Origin of the sequence: Bacteroides sp. (assembly GCF_028690125.1) — a bacterium.
Lineage (GTDB): Bacteria > Bacteroidota > Bacteroidia > Bacteroidales > Bacteroidaceae > Bacteroides.
The window spans coordinates 1-24,510 of record NZ_JAQVBV010000049.1 but is presented as its reverse complement, the minus strand read 5'-3'; the positions used below and the strand labels follow the sequence as shown (position 1 = coordinate 24,510).

The 24,510-nt window shown below is 40.3% G+C and carries 39 protein-coding genes; 6 read left to right on the top strand and 33 right to left on the bottom strand.

The window, feature by feature from the left end:
* Window positions 1-124: 124 nt before the first annotated feature.
* From PHO71_RS22105 to PHO71_RS22055, 11 genes are all read right to left on the bottom strand, one after another.
* Window positions 125-286: a hypothetical protein gene (locus tag PHO71_RS22105; protein WP_300207636.1), complete on the bottom strand. Its 162-nt coding sequence runs from the start codon at window positions 284-286 to the stop codon at window positions 125-127.
* Between the two features lies 1 nt (window position 287).
* Window positions 288-851, bottom strand: coding sequence for a 3'-5' exonuclease (locus tag PHO71_RS22100; RefSeq protein ID WP_300207634.1), 564 nt, complete (start codon window positions 849-851; stop codon window positions 288-290).
* Window positions 835-1,374, bottom strand: coding sequence for a hypothetical protein (locus PHO71_RS22095; RefSeq protein ID WP_300207631.1), 540 nt, complete (start codon window positions 1,372-1,374; stop codon window positions 835-837). Before PHO71_RS22095 ends, PHO71_RS22100 begins: the two co-directional genes overlap by 17 nt.
* 161 nt (window positions 1,375-1,535) lie before the next feature.
* A complete protein-coding gene (locus PHO71_RS22090) occupies window positions 1,536-1,814 on the bottom strand; it encodes a hypothetical protein (protein WP_300207629.1) in 279 nt (92 codons plus the stop codon).
* Window positions 1,811-2,668 carry a hypothetical protein gene (locus PHO71_RS22085; RefSeq protein WP_300207626.1) on the bottom strand — a complete coding sequence of 286 codons (858 nt, stop codon included), beginning with the start codon at window positions 2,666-2,668 and terminating at the stop codon, window positions 1,811-1,813. The genes PHO71_RS22090 and PHO71_RS22085 overlap by 4 nt, the downstream gene beginning before the upstream one ends.
* Window positions 2,669-2,934: 266 nt before the next feature.
* Window positions 2,935-3,246 (bottom strand): hypothetical protein, encoded by a 312-nt coding sequence (locus tag PHO71_RS22080; protein WP_300207624.1) that lies wholly within the window; start codon window positions 3,244-3,246, stop codon window positions 2,935-2,937.
* Window positions 3,247-3,696 carry a YopX family protein gene (locus tag PHO71_RS22075; protein WP_300207622.1) on the bottom strand — a complete coding sequence of 150 codons (450 nt, stop codon included), beginning with the start codon at window positions 3,694-3,696 and terminating at the stop codon, window positions 3,247-3,249. It lies immediately after the preceding gene.
* 251 nt (window positions 3,697-3,947) lie between these two features.
* On the bottom strand, window positions 3,948-4,286 hold the full coding sequence (locus tag PHO71_RS22070; protein ID WP_300207619.1) for a hypothetical protein: 339 nt from the start codon (window positions 4,284-4,286) through the stop codon (window positions 3,948-3,950).
* Window positions 4,267-4,524: a hypothetical protein gene (locus PHO71_RS22065; RefSeq protein ID WP_300207616.1), complete on the bottom strand. Its 258-nt coding sequence runs from the start codon at window positions 4,522-4,524 to the stop codon at window positions 4,267-4,269. Before PHO71_RS22065 ends, PHO71_RS22070 begins: the two co-directional genes overlap by 20 nt.
* A gap of 291 nt (window positions 4,525-4,815) precedes the next feature.
* Window positions 4,816-5,103 (bottom strand): hypothetical protein, encoded by a 288-nt coding sequence (locus tag PHO71_RS22060; RefSeq protein WP_300207614.1) that lies wholly within the window; start codon window positions 5,101-5,103, stop codon window positions 4,816-4,818.
* A gap of 29 nt (window positions 5,104-5,132) precedes the next feature.
* On the bottom strand, window positions 5,133-5,309 hold the full coding sequence (locus PHO71_RS22055; protein ID WP_300207612.1) for a hypothetical protein: 177 nt from the start codon (window positions 5,307-5,309) through the stop codon (window positions 5,133-5,135).
* A 96-nt stretch (window positions 5,310-5,405) separates the two neighbouring features.
* Here PHO71_RS22055 and PHO71_RS26295 point away from each other — a divergent pair, with 96 nt between their 5' ends.
* Both PHO71_RS26295 and PHO71_RS22050 read left to right on the top strand, forming a co-directional pair.
* A complete protein-coding gene (locus PHO71_RS26295) occupies window positions 5,406-5,603 on the top strand; it encodes a helix-turn-helix domain-containing protein (RefSeq protein ID WP_367279925.1) in 198 nt (65 codons plus the stop codon).
* A complete protein-coding gene (locus PHO71_RS22050) occupies window positions 5,584-5,811 on the top strand; it encodes a hypothetical protein (protein WP_300207610.1) in 228 nt (75 codons plus the stop codon). The genes PHO71_RS26295 and PHO71_RS22050 overlap by 20 nt, the downstream gene beginning before the upstream one ends.
* A gap of 25 nt (window positions 5,812-5,836) precedes the next feature.
* On the opposite strand, the gene PHO71_RS22045 is transcribed toward PHO71_RS22050, so the two are convergent.
* The gene (locus PHO71_RS22045; protein ID WP_300207607.1) at window positions 5,837-6,181 is read right to left on the bottom strand and encodes a helix-turn-helix transcriptional regulator; all 345 of its coding nucleotides are present in this window, start codon (window positions 6,179-6,181) and stop codon (window positions 5,837-5,839) included.
* A gap of 129 nt (window positions 6,182-6,310) precedes the next feature.
* Here PHO71_RS22045 and PHO71_RS22040 point away from each other — a divergent pair, with 129 nt between their 5' ends.
* Both PHO71_RS22040 and PHO71_RS22035 read left to right on the top strand, forming a co-directional pair.
* Window positions 6,311-6,892, top strand: a complete 582-nt coding sequence (locus PHO71_RS22040) for an SWIM zinc finger family protein (protein ID WP_300207605.1) — start codon at window positions 6,311-6,313, stop codon at window positions 6,890-6,892.
* 165 nt (window positions 6,893-7,057) lie between these two features.
* Window positions 7,058-8,440, top strand: coding sequence for a recombinase family protein (locus PHO71_RS22035; RefSeq protein ID WP_300207602.1), 1,383 nt, complete (start codon window positions 7,058-7,060; stop codon window positions 8,438-8,440).
* 120 nt (window positions 8,441-8,560) lie between these two features.
* Here the strand turns inward: PHO71_RS22035 and PHO71_RS22030 are convergent, their stop codons facing one another.
* Together PHO71_RS22030 and PHO71_RS22025 are read right to left on the bottom strand one after the other, a co-directional pair.
* The gene (locus PHO71_RS22030; protein ID WP_300207599.1) at window positions 8,561-8,725 is read right to left on the bottom strand and encodes a hypothetical protein; all 165 of its coding nucleotides are present in this window, start codon (window positions 8,723-8,725) and stop codon (window positions 8,561-8,563) included.
* A gap of 3 nt (window positions 8,726-8,728) precedes the next feature.
* Window positions 8,729-8,935 (bottom strand): hypothetical protein, encoded by a 207-nt coding sequence (locus tag PHO71_RS22025; RefSeq protein WP_300207596.1) that lies wholly within the window; start codon window positions 8,933-8,935, stop codon window positions 8,729-8,731.
* A 199-nt stretch (window positions 8,936-9,134) separates the two neighbouring features.
* Here PHO71_RS22025 and PHO71_RS22020 point away from each other — a divergent pair, with 199 nt between their 5' ends.
* Window positions 9,135-9,398, top strand: a complete 264-nt coding sequence (locus PHO71_RS22020) for a hypothetical protein (protein WP_300207594.1) — start codon at window positions 9,135-9,137, stop codon at window positions 9,396-9,398.
* Window positions 9,399-9,468: 70 nt separating this feature from the next.
* On the opposite strand, the gene PHO71_RS22015 is transcribed toward PHO71_RS22020, so the two are convergent.
* From PHO71_RS22015 to PHO71_RS21995, 5 genes are all read right to left on the bottom strand, one after another.
* The gene (locus tag PHO71_RS22015; RefSeq protein ID WP_300207591.1) at window positions 9,469-9,885 is read right to left on the bottom strand and encodes a hypothetical protein; all 417 of its coding nucleotides are present in this window, start codon (window positions 9,883-9,885) and stop codon (window positions 9,469-9,471) included.
* Between the two features lie 28 nt (window positions 9,886-9,913).
* On the bottom strand, window positions 9,914-11,029 hold the full coding sequence (locus tag PHO71_RS22010; RefSeq protein WP_300207588.1) for a hypothetical protein: 1,116 nt from the start codon (window positions 11,027-11,029) through the stop codon (window positions 9,914-9,916).
* 13 nt (window positions 11,030-11,042) lie between these two features.
* Window positions 11,043-11,843, bottom strand: coding sequence for an N-acetylmuramoyl-L-alanine amidase (locus PHO71_RS22005; protein ID WP_300207586.1), 801 nt, complete (start codon window positions 11,841-11,843; stop codon window positions 11,043-11,045).
* 20 nt (window positions 11,844-11,863) lie between these two features.
* A complete protein-coding gene (locus tag PHO71_RS22000) occupies window positions 11,864-12,241 on the bottom strand; it encodes a hypothetical protein (protein WP_300207584.1) in 378 nt (125 codons plus the stop codon).
* Window positions 12,242-12,519: 278 nt separating this feature from the next.
* Window positions 12,520-13,599, bottom strand: a complete 1,080-nt coding sequence (locus PHO71_RS21995; RefSeq protein ID WP_300207581.1) for a reverse transcriptase/maturase family protein — start codon at window positions 13,597-13,599, stop codon at window positions 12,520-12,522.
* Window positions 13,600-13,742: 143 nt separating this feature from the next.
* Between PHO71_RS21995 and PHO71_RS21990 the strand changes: the two genes are divergently transcribed.
* Entirely contained in the window at window positions 13,743-13,943 is a 201-nt protein-coding gene (locus PHO71_RS21990; protein WP_300207578.1) for a hypothetical protein, read from the top strand.
* 33 nt (window positions 13,944-13,976) lie between these two features.
* Here PHO71_RS21990 and avd read toward each other — a convergent pair whose 3' ends face one another.
* The 14 genes from avd to PHO71_RS21920 all read right to left on the bottom strand — a co-directional run.
* A complete protein-coding gene (gene avd, locus PHO71_RS21985) occupies window positions 13,977-14,399 on the bottom strand; it encodes a diversity-generating retroelement protein Avd (RefSeq protein WP_300207576.1) in 423 nt (140 codons plus the stop codon).
* A 76-nt stretch (window positions 14,400-14,475) separates the two neighbouring features.
* Entirely contained in the window at window positions 14,476-15,522 is a 1,047-nt protein-coding gene (locus PHO71_RS21980) for a hypothetical protein (RefSeq protein WP_300207574.1), read from the bottom strand.
* A 20-nt stretch (window positions 15,523-15,542) separates the two neighbouring features.
* Window positions 15,543-15,890: a hypothetical protein gene (locus PHO71_RS21975; RefSeq protein WP_300207572.1), complete on the bottom strand. Its 348-nt coding sequence runs from the start codon at window positions 15,888-15,890 to the stop codon at window positions 15,543-15,545.
* On the bottom strand, window positions 15,890-16,063 hold the full coding sequence (locus tag PHO71_RS21970; RefSeq protein ID WP_300207570.1) for a hypothetical protein: 174 nt from the start codon (window positions 16,061-16,063) through the stop codon (window positions 15,890-15,892). The genes PHO71_RS21975 and PHO71_RS21970 overlap by 1 nt, the downstream gene beginning before the upstream one ends.
* Window positions 16,063-16,557, bottom strand: a complete 495-nt coding sequence (locus tag PHO71_RS21965) for a hypothetical protein (protein WP_300207568.1) — start codon at window positions 16,555-16,557, stop codon at window positions 16,063-16,065. Before PHO71_RS21965 ends, PHO71_RS21970 begins: the two co-directional genes overlap by 1 nt.
* Before the next feature lie 13 nt (window positions 16,558-16,570).
* The gene (locus tag PHO71_RS21960) at window positions 16,571-16,876 is read right to left on the bottom strand and encodes a hypothetical protein (RefSeq protein WP_300207566.1); all 306 of its coding nucleotides are present in this window, start codon (window positions 16,874-16,876) and stop codon (window positions 16,571-16,573) included.
* 19 nt (window positions 16,877-16,895) lie between these two features.
* Entirely contained in the window at window positions 16,896-18,110 is a 1,215-nt protein-coding gene (locus PHO71_RS21955) for a phage tail protein I (RefSeq protein WP_300207564.1), read from the bottom strand.
* The gene (locus PHO71_RS21950) at window positions 18,103-19,248 is read right to left on the bottom strand and encodes a baseplate J/gp47 family protein (protein WP_300207562.1); all 1,146 of its coding nucleotides are present in this window, start codon (window positions 19,246-19,248) and stop codon (window positions 18,103-18,105) included. Before PHO71_RS21950 ends, PHO71_RS21955 begins: the two co-directional genes overlap by 8 nt.
* Complete coding sequence (locus PHO71_RS21945) at window positions 19,214-19,555, bottom strand: hypothetical protein (protein WP_300207560.1); 342 nt, start codon at window positions 19,553-19,555, stop codon at window positions 19,214-19,216. Before PHO71_RS21945 ends, PHO71_RS21950 begins: the two co-directional genes overlap by 35 nt.
* A gap of 6 nt (window positions 19,556-19,561) precedes the next feature.
* Window positions 19,562-19,960: a phage tail protein gene (locus PHO71_RS21940; RefSeq protein WP_300207558.1), complete on the bottom strand. Its 399-nt coding sequence runs from the start codon at window positions 19,958-19,960 to the stop codon at window positions 19,562-19,564.
* The gene (locus tag PHO71_RS21935; RefSeq protein ID WP_300207556.1) at window positions 19,960-20,187 is read right to left on the bottom strand and encodes a hypothetical protein; all 228 of its coding nucleotides are present in this window, start codon (window positions 20,185-20,187) and stop codon (window positions 19,960-19,962) included. The genes PHO71_RS21940 and PHO71_RS21935 overlap by 1 nt, the downstream gene beginning before the upstream one ends.
* Before the next feature lie 75 nt (window positions 20,188-20,262).
* Window positions 20,263-21,585, bottom strand: coding sequence for a phage late control D family protein (locus PHO71_RS21930; protein ID WP_300207554.1), 1,323 nt, complete (start codon window positions 21,583-21,585; stop codon window positions 20,263-20,265).
* Window positions 21,578-21,799, bottom strand: a complete 222-nt coding sequence (locus PHO71_RS21925) for a tail protein X (RefSeq protein WP_300207552.1) — start codon at window positions 21,797-21,799, stop codon at window positions 21,578-21,580. The genes PHO71_RS21930 and PHO71_RS21925 overlap by 8 nt, the downstream gene beginning before the upstream one ends.
* Window positions 21,792-24,510, bottom strand: a 2,719-nt coding sequence (locus tag PHO71_RS21920; protein ID WP_300207550.1) for a hypothetical protein, incomplete at its 5' end; no start/stop codon positions are given. The genes PHO71_RS21920 and PHO71_RS21925, both read right to left, overlap by 8 nt.

The window sequence follows — 24,510 nt, the reverse complement described above, 5'->3', positions numbered from 1 at the left end:
CCTGTAGGATTGATTTACAGGCATATTGTACCGTTTGGCAATAAGGACAGATTACTTTGTACCTCTTCCTGTTATCTTCCATAAAAACTTTAACCTCTCTTTAATCCAATATTTGAATACTGTCTTAATCATATGTATAACGTACCGTAAGAATATCCGTTATTGTCATTTTTCCCGACTTAACACGGCTTGGATACCCTGTAACTGCCATTCCGTCAATCATTACTATTTCTACTCTGTCCCCAATCTCATAGGGGCAATGAGCCATAAATACCGCCTGCTGCATATTAGTATTTTCTCCTTTCCTCAATCTTTACTTTCGCCCCTTTCTGTAATTTTGGAATACTTGGTACTGCTGCCCCTGTCATTTTCAAATAACAGAATAGCGTAGCCTTTACGTCCTCTAAGGAATCGTGAGCCTTAAACTCGTATCCGTAATATCTTGCACACTTACTAAGGTTCTGCCACTTGTAATTACCGTGGTAATCGTCCCACTGTCCGTAAACCTCTGCGAATATTAACATTGGGTCAATCCACTTTTCTTTATCTACCTCTATTCCGTAAGCCTGTAGAAATGAGTTTTCAAATTCTGCATTGTAAGCTATTACCTTTTCCGCCCGGTTCAAAATATCTCTTACCGTATCCACATATCTTTCAAACGGCAATTCGTTATAAACCATTAAAGGCGTAATCTTATTTACCCGCTCGGCTTCTATCCATTCCGTCTTGTGTATTGGCTTGCAATACACGTTAAGTAAGGTGTTCTCTTCCTCGTCAATTATGGATACCTGTAAAATCTCGTCCTCTCCTGCTTTAAAGCCTGTTGTTTCAAAATCAATCGTTGCTATCATTTTCTACCTCTGCTTTCTTTATCTTGCTTTTTATTAAGTCCTGTAGTGCGACTTTCTTTTTATGCTCTGGCTTCTCTGCTTCGTGTTTCTGCTGCCGTGCTTTCCACTCTTCTACAGACTCTCCGCCTATATAGTCCAACGGTTGCATTGTGTCCGGGTTAAAATTCATTGGTATTTTTCCCTCCAACGCCCTTTTAATCAATCCGTCTTTCCCTATGCCCCAACGGTTGCTATCCACCTTATATCTGTCGCAAGTGAAATAGCTATAGTCAAAGCTTGTAATCTTATTACTGTACCCTGCGTGTACCCAAGGCATTGTATTACGCCTGTTTAGTGGTCCCTCGTGGTGTGTACAATACTCTGTATCATCTGCAAAAGAGTTGTGATAATGACAGGTTGCACATATTCCGAAACCCTCGTAAGGTCTTACGCTACCGCAATGTTCTGTGTATACCTCGTGTTCCGTTTTGTACTCTTGGCTCTCGCTATCCCATATACCGCGATTCCCTTTGAATCTCTCCAACCTACAGGGTCTTTCTTGCCTATTCTTTCTGCTGCCATACTTAAAATTTTCCTCTGAATTCCTAAACTGACAGTATTTACAATCGGTTTCCCAAATATTGCTTGGTATTTCGTTTTTCTGCTTCTTTTCAAGGCTTTCAAGCGTTTTAAATTCCTCTGCTACTATTTTCTACCTCCTTTCCTGTTCTCTCTTCGTGCTTCGTTTATCAATTCCGCTATCCTATCAAGTGTGCTTTCGATTAGTCCGCTATTCCAAAGAGAGAAATTTATATCTTTATGCGTTTCTGCATTTGTTACCGCCGTTAATGCCGTGTAATTCAAATCGTTTAGCCTGTCTGCTATGCAATCGTAATAATCGCTTAATATTAACCGTTTCGCTCTTCTCTGCCACTTTCCAAGTTGTGCGTTTAGTTCTTTTTCTTCCTCTTCGGTGTATCTCACTCTATCCCCTCCAATTTCCGCAATCGTAGGTATACGCTCCACCCTGTATAGTCGTTGTGTACAAATTCTATCTTTGTTGGCTCGTATCCTTGGTATCTCTTACGCCATACCTCTTTATCTTCCGGGTACTTAGCATATTCTCTAAGCTTTCTGAAACTGTACTTATGGTCGTTTTTCTTTACTACAGGCTTTACAAGATTCTGTGAGGTAGACCACTTTTTGCAACCTTTTTTACGCTTGTCTATGTATTTAACCAATCCCTCTATACCGTTCTCGTTAGGCTGCAATCTGTCGCAATTCACATAGCCTAATAACGTGATACTTCTGCGGTATTTTGGGTCATTTTCAAGCTTTTTCCAATTTATCCTGTCGTGTGTCCACATGATCTCTAAATCATCACGGCTTAACCCTCCGTTAATGATAATGTGGTGGTGGATACGCACCGCCTTGGTTTTCTTATCAGTGCTTTTTTTATCCTCTTCCTCTTCATCTTCCGGGGTGTACTCTGTAACAAGCATATATTTTAAATCTTGTCCTGTTACTTTCTTCATACGCCTTTTAACCCTGTCTAAATAGTTGTGTACGTTTCTCTCTGCTTCCTCCAAGGTCTTAGGTAGGTGCTTATCGTCATAGGTTGCGGATATGTGCAAATCTTCCTCGGTAAAATTGGCGTTTGCTACCTGTACGAATTTTCTCTTACTGTTTTTATCATTCAGATTCTTTTGCTTTTTACTTGATTTTTCTTTTTTCTCTATACCTGCTTCGGGTATGTTCGTAACAGGAACAATATCAACCTCTAACCATTCTTTACCGCAATAGATTCTCTTCTCTCTAACAAAGTTTCTCTTAGCCATATTGGTACTCTCCTTATACTTTTATCCTCCTATATCCTTATATACTTATATAACTATCCCTCCATATACTTATATACCTATACATACTTATATAAGTATATATATTATATATGGTCGAGATGTTAATACCCCATACAAGGTCCAAAACGTGCCGTCCTGCACGTTCGGAAAAGGGAAAATAGTTGACTTTCTACAAGCCTTATAGCATAATTTGAGTAGGTTTAAATATTGCTATAAGGCAATGTATCAAGAACTTGTGTAAGTCACTACACAAGTTCTTTTTTTACGCTTTTCTCTAATATAATCTGTCTATAAATTGTCATTCTTAAATCTTTACCCTCATACTGCGGTATGAACTCCTGGTGCATTGGTGGCATTAAGCCTTTCTCTATGTACTGCCTGTGGTTTGTATCAATCATTAAGTGAAACTTCTTTACTTCCCTTTCCGCCACTTCCTCTATATTTTTGCAACTTCTTATGTTACCTATATAGCCTGCAAAAAGTTCTGTATTGTCCTCTTCCAATATCCTAATCAAGTCCGCCTGTGACATGATCTCCGTTAATTCTTTTAGCTTCATTTACTGCCTACTGCTCCTTTCTGCCTGTGTGTGAATATCTCCCACTATTTCCATTCTCTCGGTGTCGCATACGCCCTTATCGTCCACGCAAGGAAGTAGGTAGTATGTTTCTGTGCCTGTGACCCATTTAAAGGCTACAACGCCCTGTAAGCGTACCTTAACCGTCTTTCCGTCAAACCCTTTTAACGTGTTGTATTCCCTGTCTGTATTGACTTCCACAACCTCAAATTTTCGCTTCTTTCCGTCCACTTCAAGGCTTGTAATATCTCCTGTATACATTTCAATACCTTTTTTATCCTTGTATCCTGTGGCTCTTCCAAGCGTTCCGGGGTTAATGTCTATAAACTCTCCGTCTACGGTCCCAATCTCCGCTATCTCGTCCGTTTCAAACCCATAGGACGGCAAGCCGTACACATAGTAATGTGAACTTTCCGCCCTGTTGTATGCCAACCCTCTATATTTCAACTTTCTATACCTCCTTTATTCTCGTAACGTGTGACACCCTAAAGAGTGTGCTTATACATATCCTCGATTCTCTACTGCCTGTCACAAAGTAATAATTCTTTTTTAGATATAAGTTTGGGTCATTTTTAAAAAACTCGTCCTTTGTTTTTCTCAAACAACCCTTAATAATTTCTCCGTCAAATAGCTTTATTTCTACAAACTTTCCTAAGTATTTTTCAAAGTCTGCCCTGTTCATATCAGACACCCCCAACGTCAATATTGAGGAAAATAGCTTTTACCCATTCTATCCGCTCTACCGTGTCCTCTATCTCTATTGGGTTCATTCCGTCATTTGCTAAGAAGTCCTTGAAGTCCTGTAGCTTATCCTTGAACACATAACACATACTATCTGTATACATTTCCTGTATTGTGTACTCCCTAACTTCTGCCTTACCCATTACCGCACTCCAACGGCTAACATCATCTCCGGCTACTACCTCTGTTTCAACCATTGGAATAGTTGGTAATTCCGGGTGTAAGCTTGCAAGAATGAAATAATTTCTTACGTTATCCTCTTTAATGTTTGGTATTTCCATTTCCTACCTCCTTTGCTTTCTTTGGACACCAAGCCGGGGACGTTTTAATACTCGGCTTGGTTTCGTATGGCTTTCCAAAATTTATAAAGCCGGGCATTTTCTGTATTTTGTGTTCTGCAAAATAATCTATAATATACCTTTGGTTTGGGTGTTCATAACTAAACGCCCCTCTCGTATTTATGCTTGGTGCATGATCTTTACAATGTTCGCACTCTGTACATTTTGGTTTCTCTGTCATTGTGACCCTCCTATTTTTTTGAATAAATCGAATGTAACTTAATGCTTCCACGCCTTTTTATGCTTTCCTCGGTATGTAATCCCGAATCAAAGAACGCGCAAAAGGTAGAGCCACCTATAACCGTTGTTGCTACTATGTATTTCCCGATATTATGAAACTCGCACTTCCTCACATTGCGGTACACTACTACGAATTTCTCCGCCCTGTTTGCCATGCTGACCCTCCTTTCTTGGTGTGACGGTTGCCCGGATATTCACGCCCTCTCTTTTTCCAATCAGCATAGCCAAGGTATCATAAAAGCGTTGAGCCTGTTCTAAGTTCATCTGCTGCCCTCTCTTCCTCTGCTATTTCAACTGCTGCCTGTCTAATCTGCTTGCAATCTTGCAACAAAAATTCTGCTGCCATTTCTAATATTTCCACAGACACCGCCAAGCCTGTAATATCTTCTACCGCAATGCTCCCGAATGCGTCCGCTAGTTCTCTTGCCTTTACCTTGTCCCCCTGTAGCTTGTCGAATTTCTTTTGAACTTCTACAGGGGAATCAAGATAAAGTCGGTTAAACTCTTCGTCTAAACTCAATTTCCCAAGTCCTCCTATATCTGAATGTCTTATGCCGTTCTGATTGTACCCTTGGATAACTGAATACCAATCATTACGCCTTTAACCTGCTGTCTTTCGCTTTCAGACATAGTTTTGAGAATTTCAATAAATTCTGTAGCTTCTCTTTTTTCTCTTTCTGCCTGTAATGTAATGTCTTGTGTTCTGTTTAAAGTTGTATCTAACATAGGCTTGCCCTCCTTTCTTAATGCGGTCTATGTGTATTGTTTTGTTTGCTATGTGTATATCATAATACACGCCGTGTAGATCGTAGGAGGTGTAGCATGAAAATACTAACTTGGCAGGCGAGAAATGATAAAAATGTGACCTTGGTAAGATTATCCCAAAAGACAGGGATAAGCAAAAGCACCCTCAATAATATAGAAAATGGGAGGGTACACCCAACTATAAAACAGTTGGAAGCAATCGCAAAGGCTCTTGAAATGCGTATAAGCGACCTTTATGATAGCGAGTACAAGTAAAATATTTTCCAACATATTGGAAATCGTAACTACAGGCGGTACAAACCCGGTACGGAGTGGTATAATACCAACCGTACAAAGGAGGTTTAAACGCACAATGAAAGAAAAGTTACGAAAATCAATCATTGAAATGCTCTTGCGTATAAATGATACAAAGAAGTTGGAACGTATCCACCAATTTGTAGAATACATATATACAAAAGAGTAAAGGCAAAGGGTCGGGCAACCGACCCTTATTTTTTACCTCTAAGGAAATTCATAACTATAGTTCTTTGCTCTTTTGGCAGCTTACAAAAATCTGCTACCAAGTCTTTTTCTCCGTCTGATAATTCAAATTGTAAAGCCAATTCGTCCAAGATTGTTTCCGGGAGATTGGTAAACATTTCCCCTACGCCCTCGACCAACCAAGAACGATTTACATTAAATTCCCTACAGATAGATAAAATGGTTTGCTCCATTAAAGCACGAGAACCATTCTCGTAATTGCATATAGCAGAGCGGGTCAAACCTAACTTAGAGCCGAAATCTTCTTGATTCAATCCTAAACATTTCCTTAATCCTTTTAAGCGTTCTTTCATAACACACCGTCCTTTCTTGCTTGCACATTAAATATATCACTAAAAATACACAACGTCAACAAAAAGATAAAAATATGATTGACAATATTTTATCTAAGAGGTTTGCAGGCTAAAATAAGGAGGTTGTTTATGGATAATGTAAATAAGTCTACTTTTGGTAGATGTCACATTATTAAAAATTGGTCTGATTGGGATAATTCTATACACTCTGATGATTCCCAAATTGACAGGCAAGGTAGGTCTATGACTTATCCTTTTACCTTTGATGTAGATAAGCATACTAAAACCGCACGTTTTTCAAGTACGAGTATTCTTCCTTTCTACGAAACAACTTTAACAAGCTGCACCTGTGAAGATTTTCAATCTCGAAAACTCCCTTGTAAACACATCTACCGTCTAGCGGTTGAGTTAGGCTATATAGAGATAATAAAACGTCCTACTTTTGACAAAGAAAAACTTGATACTCTTAAAAATTCCGCTGATATTGACGCTGACCCCGACCAAATAAAGCGTCAAAAAAGTAGTATGACTTCTAAGTGTAAACCTACAGAAATTAACTACGCTGATGAATCCGCACTTTTTAGCGGTTCGGGTAAATCTCCATATGTTACAACCTTAAATTCTTGTACTTGTCGTGATTTTGTTGTTAGGAAATTGCCTTGCAAACATATTTATAGGTTGAGATATGAATTGAATAACTGCAATAAATAAACAAAAGAAAAACCGCTCACTATTGGAGTAGTGAACGGCTTTCTTAAAACCTCTGTTAGACAAAGGAATTTGATTTAAACGCAAATAAATTATAGCATAATTCCTATAGTCTTTCAAATGGTTTTGATTTTTGTACCCATTTTTCTAAGAAAGGCGGTGCTATGATTGTCTAAACATCATTTCTACCAACATTACCCCTCAATAGAGTTTAAACGTGCTGCCCTATATGTCCGTTGTTCCAAGGAAGAGCAAGCCAAGTTTGGCGATACCACAGAAGCACAAACGGAGGACTTAAAAGCTTTCGCCCTAGAGCATAACCTACAGGTCATTGATATTTATATTGACGAGGGACACACGGCCCGAAAGAAATTTAACAAGCGTAAGGAATTTGTGCGTATGCTTCGTGATGTAGAATTACGCAAGTTTGATTACATCATCTTTACTAAGCTTGACCGTTGGTTTCGTAATATTGCAGACTTTTATAAGATACAGGAAATACTTGATAATAACGGCATTACTTGGCTTACTGCCTTGGAACGCTATGAAATGGAAACCACTAACGGTAAACTTAACGTGAATATCCGCTTATCCGTTGCACAAGATGAAGCCGACCGGGATAGTGACCGTATTAAAGACGTATTCCGTCTAAAAGTTAAGAAAGGAGAAGCTATTACAGGTAGCTTACCTATTGGTCTAACCATTGGAGAGGGAAATAAAGTTATCATAGATCATGATACTGTTGCAATCGCTAATGATATGTTTGATTATTTTGAATTGCATAATTCTAAACGTGCCACTCTCCTGTATCTCATAGATAAATACAACCGCTATTTTTGTTATGAAACTATCGCCCGGGCGTTGTCCAATCCTCTTTACAAAGGAGAATACAGAGGAAACCCCGACTATTGCCCTAAGATTATAGAGCCGTCACGTTTTGACCGTATACAGGTGCTTACTAAACGCAATGTTAAAAAACGTCCTAATAACCGCTTTTATGTCTTTTCGGGATTGGTTCAATGTAAGGAGTGCGGACACGCCCTTGTAGCAAATACCACTATCAGAAAAGACCCAAGGTACAAGGATATTACCTATTATCGTTGCAATGTATATACTCTTAGCCGTTCCTGCACCCATAGCAAGGGTACATCTGAAACCTTTATAGAATCTTATTTGTTGGATAATATTAAGCCAGAGTTGGAAAAGTATATAGCAAATTACGAGTTGACTTTAAGTAAGCCGGTCCCAAAGGCAGACCCAAGCAAAATAAAAGCCAAAATGAAACGCTTAAAAGAATTGTATATAAATGAATTGATAGATATTGAGGATTACCGCACGGAATACGAGGGATATAAAGAAGAGTTGGAAGCTATTACAACTTCTGCCGAACCGCCCAAAAAAGACTTGTCCCCTGTCCGTGATTTTCTTGATACTGATATTAAAAGTATTTACGAATCTCTTACGCCCCAAGAACGCCGTACCTTATGGTGTAGCATAATAGATAAAATCATCATAGATAACGATAAAAATATAGAGATAGTATTTTTATAGCCTTTGTTGTACTATCTCTACCGCTCCTGTCGGTGCGTCCTTGTTAGTACGACAATGTGACCGAATCGGACACAAAAGGCGGTAAGCCTTGATTTCTCTTGGTTTACCGCCTTTAATTTATTATTTCATTCCCTCACTTGCATAATTTATTTTTCTCCCACAATTCGGGCAGAAAACAAACCCTTTTAATATATATTCATCTCCGCACTTTTTGCATTTAAAAAACTCTTGGTTTTCTATTGTATCGTATCCTATTGATTCTATTGTCGTTTCTTTATCTTTCACTTCTTACCTTTCTTTCTTTATTTTTTCCTCCACTGCTGCAACTACCATCTGATTTCTACTTTTATATCCTAACTCTTTGGCTATTCTCGCCCACTCTTCCGCTCTTCCTTTTGGTATGGAAGTGAGTAGAAAAGAATCATAATTTTCTTTATTCCACTTGTTTTTTGCCTTTGTGGCAGGCTTTCCGCCTGTTTTATTTTCTTCTGCCAACGTCTAAACCTCCTTTATCTGATTTTCTTAATCATACCACATAGCATATACTTATACAAGTATACATATTGCACAAGCTTTCACTATACTTATATAAGTATCTTTGTCTATTATTCCGGGTTGCGTATATACTTATATAAGTATATAATAGCATTATAAGGAACAAGCAAACAACATTCACATACAGGAGGTCTTAACTATGACAAACCCATTTACACTTTTCGATATTAAAAACCTTGTAAAATCTTTCAGCAACGCTACAATCGCTCACGATTGTTTAGCACCATTCTTAAATAGTTATGATTTTGATTCAGTTTATGGAACTGATGATAATAGTCTTGTGTTTGACGCTGTCGGTGCTAATGACATAAGCATAGAGTTTTTTAATTTTGAAAACCCGGTTGCTCGTACAATGTCCATTATGTACTATGAAAACCGTAAACCTGTTATTTTACATTACTAAATAAAAATAACCCCCAAGGCACACGCCAAGGGGGTTTTTGTTATCCACATTATGCACATTTTGTTGTGCGTTATTCTGTTTTCTCTTCTCCTGCCGTCATGATCTCGTCTACCGACCCTAATACAGTAATCGCCGTTGCGGTTGTAATCTTCTTATTCTCAATATATGTACTTACGTTTTCGTTGGTTTCCCACTTTTTCTTAGCTTCCTCCAACACTTTTTCCGTAATCTGTACCAACTGCTTTTCCGTGAATAAAATTCTAATTACGCTCGGCAATTTCTCGTAAAGCTTACCTACTACCTCGGATAGCTTAATAACTCCTGTACCGCTTCCACATTCGCCCTCTGCGTCTGTTACAAGCTTTACGGCAATCTGCTTTAAAATCTTTGTCTGTCCTGTCTTGATTAAGTAGATAATGATTACAAATACCAAGGCAATCAATACTACAGAATCCCAATTTAAGAGTAACCATTTTAATACTGCCATATTCTTAACCTCCTGTGACCGAATCGGTCTATTTTACATCTGCTGCATTAACCCAACCGTACACGCCTTTACCGTCCTGTGAAATACAATGATATGGGTGTGTTCCTTTGGCGTTAATCGCCGTTATCTTACAGGTGCTTACCTTTTCTATTCTCTTGGCTTCGTTCTGTGCCGTAGAAGAGATGTAAACCCCTCCGCCTGTGAATGTTACCGTATCGCCTTTTGAAACGCTTGTAGGGTCATTCTGTGCGGTTGTAGATACCTCTTTGATAGAATCAGCATTAACCCAACCGTACACGCCTTTACCGTCCTGTGAAATTAAGTGATAAGGTCGTGAGCCTTTTAAGTTAATCGCCGTTACTCTACAGGTGCTTACCTTTTCTATTCTCTTGGCTTCGTTCTGTGCCGTAGAAGAGATGTAAACCCCTCCGCCTGTGAATGTTACCGTATCGCCTTTTGATAGCGTTTTAGCGGTATCCTGTGGCTTTGTAGCGGTATCCTGTGTATTGTTTGATACGTCCGCAAGTTCTGACGCTTTAACGGCTTCGTATACTTTGCCCCTACGGCTTGCATATTGCCCCATTACGGAATCTTTTAGGGCGTAGGCGTGTATTTCTTCAAGTCCTACCTTTTCGACCCCTTTAACGGCTTCTCCTGCTTCCTGTGCAATCCTTTTACTTGCACCGCTACCGCCTTGGTTTTCCAAATCTGCGTAATATGCAAGAGCCTTTAAGGATACAACGCCGACCTTTACGCCATTTTTTACATATACGGTTATGTCTGCGTCCGCTAATTCGTCCTGTGCCTTTTTTCCTTGATTGGAAGAGAGAAGAGCCGATAACTTTTTAGCTTCCTCGTCTGTAGCAACTCTCTTCTTTTTGTTCCATGCGTCCGCTCCGCTTTCTGCAATTTCCTTATACAGGTTGTCCCCTAATAATTCTTTTGCCTGGACCTTGTCCGCATTTACGATAGTCTGTAACAAAGGTAAAGCACGGCCCCAATATGCGTTCCATTGGCATTTACCGATACTCATACCGTGGTCGTTGTCATTTTTATTTACGCTACCGTAGTTTCCCTCTTGGGCGTAGATGATACCGCTTGCAACCTTAACAACCTTTTTTACCTGTGCTGCCGTTACTGCCATACCTGTTTACCTCCTATACTCTTTCTGTGTATCCAAGTCCAATATATCCCGCTCCGCTCTTTAGCTTGCCCCAAGTGGTGCTACCATTTTTGGACTCTGCTACGATTGTGTAGGCTTCCCCTTTGTGAATTTTCACATTGATAGGGTAATTCATTCCGGGACCTGTACGCACGTTTAATTCATCTGCCTTAATTCTTACAACATAAGGGCAACCGCCTGTACTTTCCCCCTGCGTTGATGTTGGCTTATTGCTCGCACCGCTACCGCCGTCTGCTACTCCCAAAGTCTTTAAAATTCCCTTGGCATAAGCTACGCCGAATTTATTTTGCTCTGCTACTGTATCTGCCTGTGCTGCGTCTGCTGCATTGTCCACAAATACACCCTCGCAAATAATTGACGGTGCTTTGATACTGCGGATAAAACCGTAGTAATCATTTCCGGCACTGTTAAGGCGTGTTTTAAGTCCTCGGCTATTCTGACCGATAGCCTTTACCTGTGTTTCAATGTTCTGTGCAAGGGTCTTAGAAGTACCTCCGCCGTGATAGTGGTATACCTCGAAACCGTCCCCACCGCCTGCGTTATTATGAATATCTACCGCTACGTCCGGGTTAAATGCGTTGCACTCTGCAATCTCTTCTGTAAGAGGGTCGTTCTCGTCCTTTGTACGGCTCATTTTTACTTCTACGCCGTTTGCCTGTAGATAATCTCTACAAGCTAAAGCCATTTGTAAATTTACGTCTGCTTCTTTCAGATACTTAACCGCTCCGGGGTCACTTCCTCCGTGACCTACTCCTAAAAATACTTTCTTTGCCATGTGGCTACCTCCTTATGGTATTAAATGTTTATATTGTTTAAATCAACTGAAATATCCTTTGTTTCCTCCGGGTATCCCTGTTTGATTTTAACCAAGTTTTCCGCCTTTGCTTTCCAACAATACAGGGCGATTACTGTAGTTGTCGGGGTCGCTATGTATGTTGCAAGTACCCCGAATTGGCTATAATCTATCAGTGTGATTTTTACGCCGATATACAAGCCGATAAAATAAGTGAAAAGAATTGCCACTAATACAATTTTTGTAAAGCTTGGTAGCTTTCTTTTTTTCTTTTCATCTGTTGGCTTTCTTTTTTTCTTTCCGTTTGCCATTCGTAGCAAAAGGTAAAAAACAAGGAATCCAAGGGTTGCCCCAAGGATTCCGCAAATAATGTATTTCATATTCTGTTACCTCTCTCTCGTTTCCAAGTCGTGTAACCTTAACTCATGATCGTTAAGTGCTTCTGTGTGTTCATCAAACTTTTTGTACAATCTTCTGTGTGATTCTGAATTATTAGATTCTAACTTTAACAGTTTGTCGTTTAATTCCTTGATTGCACAAGTAAGTTCTGTCATAACCTTTTGATTACTCAACATTGGTTTACATACGGTACAATACAACCCTATGAGTGTCCCCAATGCCAAAATTACGCTACCTAAGATTTCCGCCTGTGACATTATTATTTACTCCTTTCCTTGAATAATTTGTTAAGGCTCATACGCATACCGTAGCTATTGCAATGTGACAATATGCCCCTGTATGACGCTATGGTGCGTTCTAATCTCTCTTTGCTCTCTTCTCCACGCTTTACCCTCCGTATGTGGCTTTTTAGATTCCTCTTGATTTTTACCGCCGTTTTCTTTTTCATTCTTCGGTGTGTGGCCCATATTCTGAAACCCACAAAATCAATACCCATACTGCAAGGTCGTATTACCGTCTTGTCATTGAGATTCAAACGCAATTTTTCATCTAAGAAAACTCCCATTAAGTCCCTAACCTCTGCTAAATATTTCTTGTCTTTGTGCAATATAATAATATCGTCCATGTAGCGTATGTAATAGTGCAAGTGCAACTTATGTTTTGCGTACTGGTCTACTTCGTTAAGGTAGATATTTGCAAACATCTGTGAGGTTAAATTACCGATTGGCATACCTTTATCCGCCAACCTGTCGGCTACGTCTACTTCGTCCGGCTCTTTCCACATTGGCAACCCGAACTGTGTAGTTTCGCAATTTATAATTTTACTTAGTAATCGCAATAACCTTTCGTCCTTTATCCGCTTTCCTAAAATCTTTAATAATATCTCATGATCTACCCTGTAAAAATACTTGGATATATCCATTTTCAAATAATAGTAGCGTTCCGGCTTCCTGTCTGTTTGTCGTAACCAATATTGTAGCTTGTCTGCTGCTTTGTGTGTCCCTTTGCCTTTTCTATAGGCGTAAGAATCGTTTATAAACGTATTTTCATACAATGGGAATAACTGCCGATAAACCGCCCACTGTACTATCCTATCCTTGAAAGGAAGTGACATAATTAACCTCTTTTTAGGCTCATACACATAAAACGTGTGATACCGCCCTACTTCATACGTTTCATAGATTAACTGATTCTGAATATCTATTAAATGCTCTTCGTGATTCTGATTAAAAATCAGTACATCATCTCTGTACCTCTTTCCTTTTCTTGCTTCCTCCCAAGCCTTGTAGATATTCTCAAAATCGTAAATTTCCTCGTATAAATTTTTAATACTTTGCATTTATCAAACCTCTGTCTTTTTTAATTTTACCGCACAAATCTACTCGTGGTATGCCCTTTTGAACGTGACAAATATAATTCTTTTCGGCTACTGCTTACTAACTGCCTTTGCGGTAATTCAATCTTTTTCCTAATCTCTTAGGAATGGAAAATAACCCCTTTAACCCTTTTTGTGCTGCCTGTACGGTCGTAACCGTAAAGTTTCTTGACATTAGGGGCAGAGCGGAGCGGAAGCCAATGTTGTCGTTCGAGTTGGAACGAGGGTTATTCAAGTTGAGAGCGGACGGACCCGAATTAGAAGTATTGTTGAACGCCGACCCACGGATAGGCAACCACCGTAACTAATTATGATTATTTCCCAATGTATATAAAAGGCTTCTACTTCGCCCCTTTATTAACCCATTCCATATAACCGCCTATCATTCTACCGATTTCGTCTACCTTTCTTATCCATACTTCCCAAGTATGAAAATCTAAACAAGGCTTTTGGTTCGGGTATAGGTTTGGGTCTTTTGCAAGGCGTAGCAGATTCCTTAATACATCTATTTCAATATCCAAATCCTGTAGCGTGGTTTTCTTGTGATATTTCTTTTCAAGTCTTACCGCCATTTCCAACGCTGCATACATTGACTTTCTTATATCTCCTGCTAGTATGTATCTTTCTGTTTTCGGAAAGTTCTTTAATCTCGGGTTTCCGTACAAAATCATTTCATAGATTTTTTCTTTTATTTCAAACTTTTCATTACCATTATGGTTTACCTTGGCTTCCTGTTCGTCCTGTGCTTCCTGTTGCGTTTCCATTGTTTCCCCTGTCTGTATAATGATTTTTTATAAAGGGTGTGCTATCGCACACCCTATCAGTTATTCAGTCTACAGTTTACAGTTCACGAAAAGCGGAGCGGAAGCCAAGGCTGACGTTCGAGTCGGAACGAGGGTGAGACAAGTTGAGAGCGGACGGACCCGAATAAGAAGTATGGCTGAACGCCGACCCACGGATAGGCAACCTTTCCCCGTTGTTTCTCGCCCAAATATTGTCATTTCCGTATGTTGCCCCGGAATCTGGGAATAACCCAAGAGCAATTAACAGTTTTGGAATTGAAACCCCGCTTACTGCTGCCAAGTCCTTAAATGCTTTTTGTCCGTATGTGCTATCCGTTGTCTGCACTGTTACACTTGTATTTATTCTTGGCTGATAATTTCCACTTGCTGTACCGTCAATTTTTAATGTACCTGCCGTACCCGGTTCTACTAAAGTTCCGTCCGGCTTGATAGCTTTCCAAAGCGTAGAGCCTGCGGATACATCACAATCAATCTTCATAGAATTTCCATAAGGGATAATCTGAATTTCTCCGTCCATAAGTCTAAGTCCGTTCGTCCACTCCCAAACATTGCCGTTAATATCGAAAATGCCCGAATTGTCAAAGTTATGTGCTGATACCGGCCCCATACTTCCTGTTAAGGTTCTCTGTGTTTCTCCGTCCGGCTGAATACCATGTTTGTAAGCGTGGTAATAATCCTTTCCGTAGTTGGTATTTCCGTGTGGTACTGTCCCAAGCTTCTGTGATAACAGGTTAATACAAGCAAAGATACCTGTTTGGTTTAAATGCCAACCGTTGCCCTTTGCTTTACAAGCTGCTACTGCTTGGTCGAATGTGATATAGTTCTTTGGTAATTTCATACCAAGAGAGTAAGCACGTTCGTTTTCTACGATATTCTGAAACTTAGAAACCCAAATAGTGTTTTTCTCTTCTCCGTCAACTACCCAAAATGGGATAACTTCATCTGTACCGCCTGTGATAATGTCACTATATTTCATTTTAGGCAGACCAACCATAATGCTAGGCATACCAATATCATCAAAAATAACTTTGTTTCCTGCACCAAACTGTGCTACTGCACCCTGTAAATCGTCAAAATTTGCCATTGTTCTTTATCCTCCTTAGATTAAATTAACGCCCATAATGTTAATGTGCATTTTGCCATATCGAACGCTACCGGGTTTTTCTCCATGATCTCGTTACCGTTCTCGTCCTGTTTTCCCGTATCCACAATCTCGTATTCTCTAGCCGGGATAGTTACCTGTGCTACATACTCTCTTGCTTCTGTGTTTACCCCAACGGTCAATCCGTTCTGTGTATCTTTGCAAATATCTAATGTTACCTCTTCGTCACGCTCTCGGGTCTTGAGATTTACCATTAACTCATCATCTCCGAAAGTGATTTTTGTTGTAGAGATTGCATAGGCGATTTTTTCGCCCTCATTTTTTTCAATAACAATAATCTTAGCTGCCATTATTTCTTACCTCCCATTCTCTGTAATTGTGCGTAGGCTTCGTTAGAACGCATAGCAATATGTTCCGCTGCTTCTCTCTGTACGGTTGTTGCCTGTCCTCTTACGCCGTAAGCCTGTAATACTGCTTCCGTCTGTACTTTTCTTTCTTCATTTCTGATAATCACATTTGCCATTAGTTGTAACCTCCCTGTACATAGCACTTAATCGCTACGCTCTTTGCCGTGCCTGTGTATTCGATTTTAAAGCCGTTTAACCGCTTATCGGTTACTTTGATTTCTCCTATACCTCCTGCGTCTGCCGTTTCCGCTTCCACTGTTACGGTATAGTCCAATGTTCCCCTTGTATTCACAAGTGCCAATGTCTTTTTTGAATTGTTAAAAGGATACTCCTTTGTGTTGGTTAGTGTGGTTTCTACCACTTCGCCTGTTAATCCCTCTGCCTTTTGGTTTGCGGTCATTGCTTCCATAAGTGCAATGTTCGCCACTTCCCCGGCTGAAAGTAAACGCTGCTCAATATCGTTAAAATTCTTAGCGTTCTGCGGTGTACCCTCTTGGATTACCTCGCCCTCAACGGCTTCGTGGGTTATTGTGCCGTTTGCGTTTCGCACTTCTTTGTAACGATTGGAATACTGCGTTACATGATCTTTCCAAACCTTGAATAAACCCATTTTGTCCTACCTCCTATTCTTCTTTGAAATTGAAACTAAAACGGTACAATACGCCCTCTTGTACCCCTTTTAACTTGATTGATTCCGACTTTTCCGCCCATAACTGATTAGAAATATCGTACAACTGTATCTTTGTGATTGTCGTTGTACCCGATACCTCCGGGGTTATGGAAATACTTAACGCTACTCTGCCGTCTTTCAATCGTTCCTTTGTTTGAATACTGGCTTTGTGTAATACTCCGCCGTATTCTACCTTGGCGTAGGCAATGTTTGTTTCAATAAATTTCTTGAAACTCTCAAAGGCTCTTTCTGTAAGCATTTCTTTTTCTCCTTTACTTTTATTTGCTTAAACCGTTGCTACCACATCTTTTTACTGAATATTGATAGCTTTCGGTATCTGCCGTTTGTGCAATGCCTTTTTCTTCTCTTGCCGTTTCTACGGCTCTGCTTGGTTCTGTGCTTGTTGTTGCCTGTCCTGTCATTGAGGTATCGTATCCGTAGTTATCCGTTTCGGAATCTGCTACTACTTCATTTTCTCCCTCTGCATAGACAATATTTTTATGTGGCGTAGTACCTGTAAAGGCATTATCGAATATATAGTTATCCGCTTCCGTTTCTCCAACTGCTGCCACTTCCTCGGATAGAAACATAATATTTCTGTCCGGCTTTGTGCCTGTAAAATCGGAATCGAATTTATAACTTTTTCCCTCGGTTTGTGTATCTACTCCCTCGGTTGCTGCACCGCCCACCGTAGATGTATAAGGCGTAGTACCTGTTGTTGCTTTTCCTGTCTGATTGCTTTTATATCTATAATCCTGTGTGTCCGAATCGGTCACAATACCGCTATCCTGTATGGAAAATACAATATTTCTATCCGGCTTTGTACCTGTCCTAATCGCTTCTACTCGGTGTCCTGCTGCCGTTGGCTCAATTATTACGTTTCCATTCGCAACCGCACCCTCTCGGTTTCTGTAAGGCTCTGTACCTGTCTTTAGTTGCCCTGTCATTGGTGTTCTGAATAGAAAATACTCTGTTGTTGGCAAAACAACCACTGACATAGAGCATTGATAATATAATCCGTCTAAGTGAGCCGTTAGACGTTTATATATATCCACCGTCTTTATAATCTCGTCATAGTCTGCCTGTACCCTTGATTTTGTTGTATCAAGTACAATACGAAACCTGTACGGCTTTCCGTCATAATCAAACCATTCCTCGATTTCGCTAAGAGGGTGTATATTTCCTAAAGCCATTTCAACCGCTGCCTTAGTTCCTATTTTTTGATGTACCCTTACGCTATCCTTTATTACCGCTCTCTTGGCTTCTATTGGGTAATCGTAGTCGTACCAATCAACATGCAAATCATACGCCAATATATCCAACCACGTTTCCGAAAGGCTATCTATATTGGCGTATATTATATTTTTTTCTGCTTCCTGTGCGGTTGTGTGTAGTTCCTCCGCTATCAGCTTCCCAAGTGTAAGAAATGTTTCATTTTTCTTTAGAGCGGGTGGAAATGCGCTTAAAAAATCGCTTTCCTTTAAATTATTCATCTTCTACACCCCCAAAGGTTACGTTGCTGGTCCCAATAACTGCAACGCTTCCCTTTGGTATCTTTGTGAATAACGGCTCTGTTATTTCTACCCTCTTTATTCCCGATTCCATAAGCATTGCATTAAAATAGGACGGGTTAATATCCCGCCCCATTTTTTGAGTCTGCCATAGTATGTAGTTTTCGGTTGCACTTTCAACCGCTGCCTTTATCTCCTGTGTGCTGCTTTCTTTATCTGACGCTATGTAGTATGTTGCATTTATGTTAAATGCCACTGTATCCGGGGCGGATACTACTACCTTATCTGTCATAGGTCTTATATCATCTGCACTTAAATACTTCTGTACCTCGTCCAACAACTCTTTATCCGGCAATTCTCCGCCGTATAGCATAACTCTAATATCCGCTATGCCGTCCTGTGGACTCTCTGCCGATATGTCACTAATTAGAGCCGATACCGTTTTACCGTGGTATTTATAACTCCCTCTCGCCCCGGCTGTCGTGTAAGATTCCTCGCTTTCCCTCATTCGGTTGTAGTATGTGGTATCGCTTTCCTCTTCACTTCCGCCCTCGCTTTCGGTAGTGTTTGATACTTCTTTGAAATATAAAAATTCATCTGAAACAAGTTTATTTACCTGTCCCGGACTAAAGCCGTTTCCAATCTCTCCAAGGCTTGTACATACCGCCTGTACATCTGCGTAGTCCGTTCCTGCCTTGAAATTAAGATAGCCACTTGTCACAAAATTTATATTCCCGTCTACCGTTACCTCTAATTCGTCCGATATAATATAATCTTCGGTAAGTGTTGTTGTGATATAAAATCTAAGTGTTGTCTTTGCTGCCTGTGGCTCTAATCTTGATACGTTGTGGAAAATCTCACTTAAAGAATCAAGGTTGCTTCCTACTGCAAATCTCGGTAAATTCTGCTTTGCCGATTCATTTATCTGTACTCTTTCCTGTACTATAATACTCGCTACCCATAAAATAAAAATTCTTACAGGGTCTGCCGGGTAAAGCGTCCTCCCTGTTAGTTCCTCGTATCCTGCTATCAGTTTGTTTGTAAGTGCTTCTGTGTCCGTATCTACAAACTCTACCTCGGGTAGGTTACTCGGTATATTCCTCGTTGTCGTATTCGCCATTTACTTCTACCTCCACGATTGGTTTTAATATTCCATTTTCATGATCTGCCGAAAAGGAAATATCTACTATCTCCGCTCTTGGCTCGTAAGCTTCTGTTTTTTCGTATATATCTGACGTTGCTAAAGCCTTTGCGGTTTCTATTGGTCTGTCTATGTAATCCGCTTTCATTCCCAAACCTCTGTCAAGCGGACAATCATACTCCAAGGAAGAGTATAGCAACCAAAGGTTTTGTATTACTTCCTCTTCTACCGTGGTCGGCAAAATGTTTAAGTCTACCGTTTCTGTCGTGTCCACTACTATACTCATAATTGCCTACCTTTCCGGGTATTCCTCCAAGGATATTTTACTTTCTGCTATAAGTAGGTTTCCTTTGTTGTCGTACCTCTTATATCCCTTTGAATGTCCTGTTATTACCCATTTTGTGCCGTATTTCTTACCTCCTATAACCAATGTAAGAATTTTTCCTTTTTTCCTGTACTTGTCTATCTTGTTTTGCATTGACATAGGATTAACGCCAAGGTAAGCCGATAGGTACATAGAAAAGCTTGCGGTGTCCGTATCGTTGTACTGAAATTCCAACAACGGCTTTTTGTTATGCCTTGTATGTTTCGCATAATTCGTTTTGCTTTCAATCTGCAAATCTTCAAAGGTTCTTACCGTGTTCTGCGATACCTTAAACACAATATCCCCAAGTGTTCCGATTTTAGCCATTAGATACCTCCTAAAATAAAACCGTCCCCGTCCCCGTCCGGCTTAAATATACAAACTACCCATTGACCTACTGTAGGCTTCCAAGGAGAAACAACCGCTTTAAATTCTCCCTCGCAAGTTCCCTTTTCTAACTCAATTACTACTGTCGGTTTGTTCTGAACTATCTTTAAGTCCCCTGTAACGGTCCCTGTGTCCTGTATTTTTACCCTAGCGGTCATTTTCGGCACATTTACGCTACTTACTATGCCTATGCTTATAATGTCCTTTAATTCCTGTATGTCGTTATCATCAAATTTGCTCAATCAATATCCCTCCAAGCAACTACGCAACTTTATATTTACCTTGTATCCTCCTGTAACCGTATGCCCTGCCTGTTCTACGATATACTTACCGTTAAATTCTCCGTATCCGTATACCCTTACCGTAATACCTGCTACATAGTCCACATCTCCAATTAAGGTAAACTCTGCCGTTGTTTCGCCTTTATTCTTCGCTCTAAGCGATTTTCTTGCTAGTTCCTTTGCTTCCTCTACGCTTGTTACCTTTTGCTTTACCTCTAGCGTCTGACCGTCTGTATTGGCGTTCTCTGGTGTGTAAGTGTATTCTATTACCTGTTTTGTGTCCGGGTCTGTATAAATAACGTGACAGGACGAATAGGCGGTGTCTGCCGTCTTTGTAGAGAAACTGTAACTAATTATGTTTCCCTTTCCTGCCTTTATCTTTTTTACCTCGTTTTTCTTCTCAAAATCTGCTGCGTCAAATAATACGATTGTCTTAGATGTAACCTTTAAAGATATTCCCGCTCGTTTGCATAATCGTTTCAAAAAAGCTATGTCCGTCATATTCTTTTGTTCCTTGTGCTTATATACAGGGTTTGAATTTGACAGGTACATGATCTTTAGATTACTTCTTTTTGCCGTCTTGGTCGCAATATTCTTTAATGTCGTGTTTTCCCAATTCTTGCTATAGGTTGTCTGCCGTAACTTTGTCTTGTAAGGAATTGACGTAGCTTTAATACTAAGCTTCTGCGGTGGCCCTGTGTAATTTACGCTATCAATCTCAAATACTCCGCAATCCAACACTTTATCCTTTCCGTTGGTATATGGGTTTTTCTGAATTATCATAGCGTGTATTTCTGTACCCTTAAAGGCTCTTTTATCTTGTATCTTAGTTGTTTTGGTTGTGGTAACTGTTTCTCCCTCAACGTCTGAAGCATTGACCCAACCGTAAACCCTCTGTCCGTCCTGTGAGATTAAGTGATATGGGTGTGCGTTTGAATTTGCGATTGTGCATTTACACTTACTCGCTCCCCTGTTTACTGTCGGCTCTGCTGCCATAGATGAAATGTATACAGGTCCTCCCTTGAATTGCACTATATTACCTACTTTAACCTCTGACGTTGTGGTAACTGTTTCCGTCTTGGTTTCCGCTTTCTTCGTGTTCAACCAATCCTTAATCCATTTACCCTCTCTATCATCAAGCGATATTGAAATATCGTCCGTTTTGTCCTCTTCATTATCCGTAAAAGACAGGGATAACAGATACTTGGACAAGTCTTTAGATATATCTTTCCCTTTGAATATGAGTTTTACCGCCGTTCGCCGTGCTAATGTCTTATCACTCACTTACCGTTACCCCCTGCTTCCACGGTGGCAATGATTCCGATACCTCCAAAGAGATTTCCGGGAGGGTCAATACGACCCCCGCCGAAAAAATGTAGGTATCCTTATGCTCCAAATTCGCCTTAATCAGAGTATCCATATTCATTTCATTACCCCATACCTTGTACGCTATGGTGTCCCATGTGTCCCCCGAAACTGTCGTATATGTATTAAGCATAAGCAACCCTGCCCTCCTGTTCTTTTTGTTCTTTGAGAATTTGTACAATAATTGTTCTAATCTTCTCTAAAAATTCCTCGTCATACTGTGCCAACTGTGCCTTAATTCCGTTTGTATCTCCGCCCTGCATTACAACCGTTGGACTATTTGTTACCTGTAGGGTAATAGTTCCTGCCCCTCCAAGTTTCGCATTTACTCCGTTGGCTGAATTGAGATTTTGAGCCTTTGACATATTATTAAAAATCTGTCCTGTCTGTGCTGCGGTAAATACTTTTCGGTTTGGTGCGTTTGTTATTAACTCTGGTCCCTCTTCTCCTGCTACGAATGTATTAGGTGTACTGTTCGTACCTTTTGCAAATCCCGGAATCTGCGGTATATTGATACCCATACCTCCAATACCCGGCACCCAATCCGGCACTTTCAGTTTATTAAGACCCTGTATTACTGTGTTAATCACGGATACAATCGCTCGGAAAGGTGCTTTGAATATCTCGCCTAATCCTCCGAAAATTCCGCTAAAAATGCTTTTTACACCCTCCCAAGCTTGCGACCAATTACCTGTAAAAACGCCTGTGATAAAGTCTATCAGACCTTGGAAAATTCCCATTACGTTTGTTACGATAGCTGCAATACTTTGTAAGGCTGACCCTAACACGTTTGCGAATATCTCCGCTACCAATGTGATAACAGGTATCAGAGCCGTAAGCAATGCCGATAGTGGCGGTAAAATCGCCTGTATAATTGTGCTGAATATCGGCAATAGCGTGTTAAGTAAATTTATCACTACAGGTAATACCGTTTCTATTATCTGCATGATTATTGGCAAAAGTGTTTGAATAAGTTGAATAATTACAGGTAGTACCGCCTGTATAATCTGTGTCAAAATCGGTACGATTGTATTTACCAACTGTATAAATATTGGTAGTACGCTTTGTATAATTTGCAATATCAGCGGTAGTATTGCCGATATAAGTTGAACGATAACCGGGAGAATCTCCGCTATCAGTGACGCTAAAACGGTTATAACTACGCTAATTAGTTGTCCTAACACTGGAAGTATTGCCGTTACAAGTTGCCCTATCAGCGGTATAATTTGCATAAACAAATTTGCTATCATAGGCAACAACGGTAGTAATCCTGTCTGTAGCGTGTTAATAATTGTCGGCAATACCCCTTTTAAGGTATCTAATACGCCCGACCCGCTCGTAAAGAATGCGTCTTTTATCGCCGTTCCTACTTGGGTAATAATCCCCCATAGCTTGTCAAATACGGCTAATCCCTCGTCATACTGTGCCAACTGTGCCTTAATTCCGTTTGTATCTCCGCCCTGCATTACAACCGTTGGACTATTTGTTACCTGTAGGGTAATAGTTCCTGCCCCTCCAAGTTTCGCATTTACTCCGTTGGCTGAATTGAGATTTTGAGCCTTTGACATATTATTAAAAATCTGTCCTGTCTGTGCTGCGGTAAATACTTTTCGGTTTGGTGCGTTTGTTATTAACTCTGGTCCCTCTTCTCCTGCTACGAATGTATTAGGTGTACTGTTCGTACCTTTTGCAAATCCCGGAATCTGCGGTATATTGATACCCATACCTCCAATACCCGGCACCCAATCCGGCACTTTCAGTTTATTAAGACCCTGTATTACTGTGTTAATCACGGATACAATCGCTCGGAAAGGTGCTTTGAATATCTCGCCTAATCCTCCGAAAATTCCGCTAAAAATGCTTTTTACACCCTCCCAAGCTTGCGACCAATTACCTGTAAAAACGCCTGTGATAAAGTCTATCAGACCTTGGAAAATTCCCATTACGTTTGTTACGATAGCTGCAATACTTTGTAAGGCTGACCCTAACACGTTTGCGAATATCTCCGCTACCAATGTGATAACAGGTATCAGAGCCGTAAGCAATGCCGATAGTGGCGGTAAAATCGCCTGTATAATTGTGCTGAATATCGGCAATAGCGTGTTAAGTAAATTTATCACTACAGGTAATACCGTTTCTATTATCTGCATGATTATTGGCAAAAGTGTTTGAATAAGTTGAATAATTACAGGTAGTACCGCCTGTATAATCTGTGTCAAAATCGGTACGATTGTATTTACCAACTGTATAAATATTGGTAGTACGCTTTGTATAATTTGCAATATCAGCGGTAGTATTGCCGATATAAGTTGAACGATAACCGGGAGAATCTCCGCTATCAGTGACGCTAAAACGGTTATAACTACGCTAATTAGTTGTCCTAACACTGGAAGTATTGCCGTTACAAGTTGCCCTATCAGCGGTATAATTTGCATAAACAAATTTGCTATCATAGGCAACAACGGTAGTAATCCTGTCTGTAGCGTGTTAATAATTGTCGGCAATACCCCTTTTAAGGTATCTAATACGCCCGACCCGCTCGTAAAGAATGCGTCTTTTATCGCCGTTCCTACTTGGGTAATAATCCCCCATAGCTTGTCAAATACGGCTAATCCCTCGTCCCCGAAAGTCTTTTGTATAAACCCTCGTACTTCGTCCAAGTGGGTAGATACCATATAGATAGCACCGCCCACGGCTGCAATTACTCCGACCAAAGGTAATATGCCACCCTTGACCTGTAAAAAGCCAAGTTTTGCTATCAATCCGCCCGCCTTTAACCCCACTAACCCGGCTGCAATCTTCGCTACCGTCTTAATTACTTCGGGGTTCTTCTGTGCAAAATCA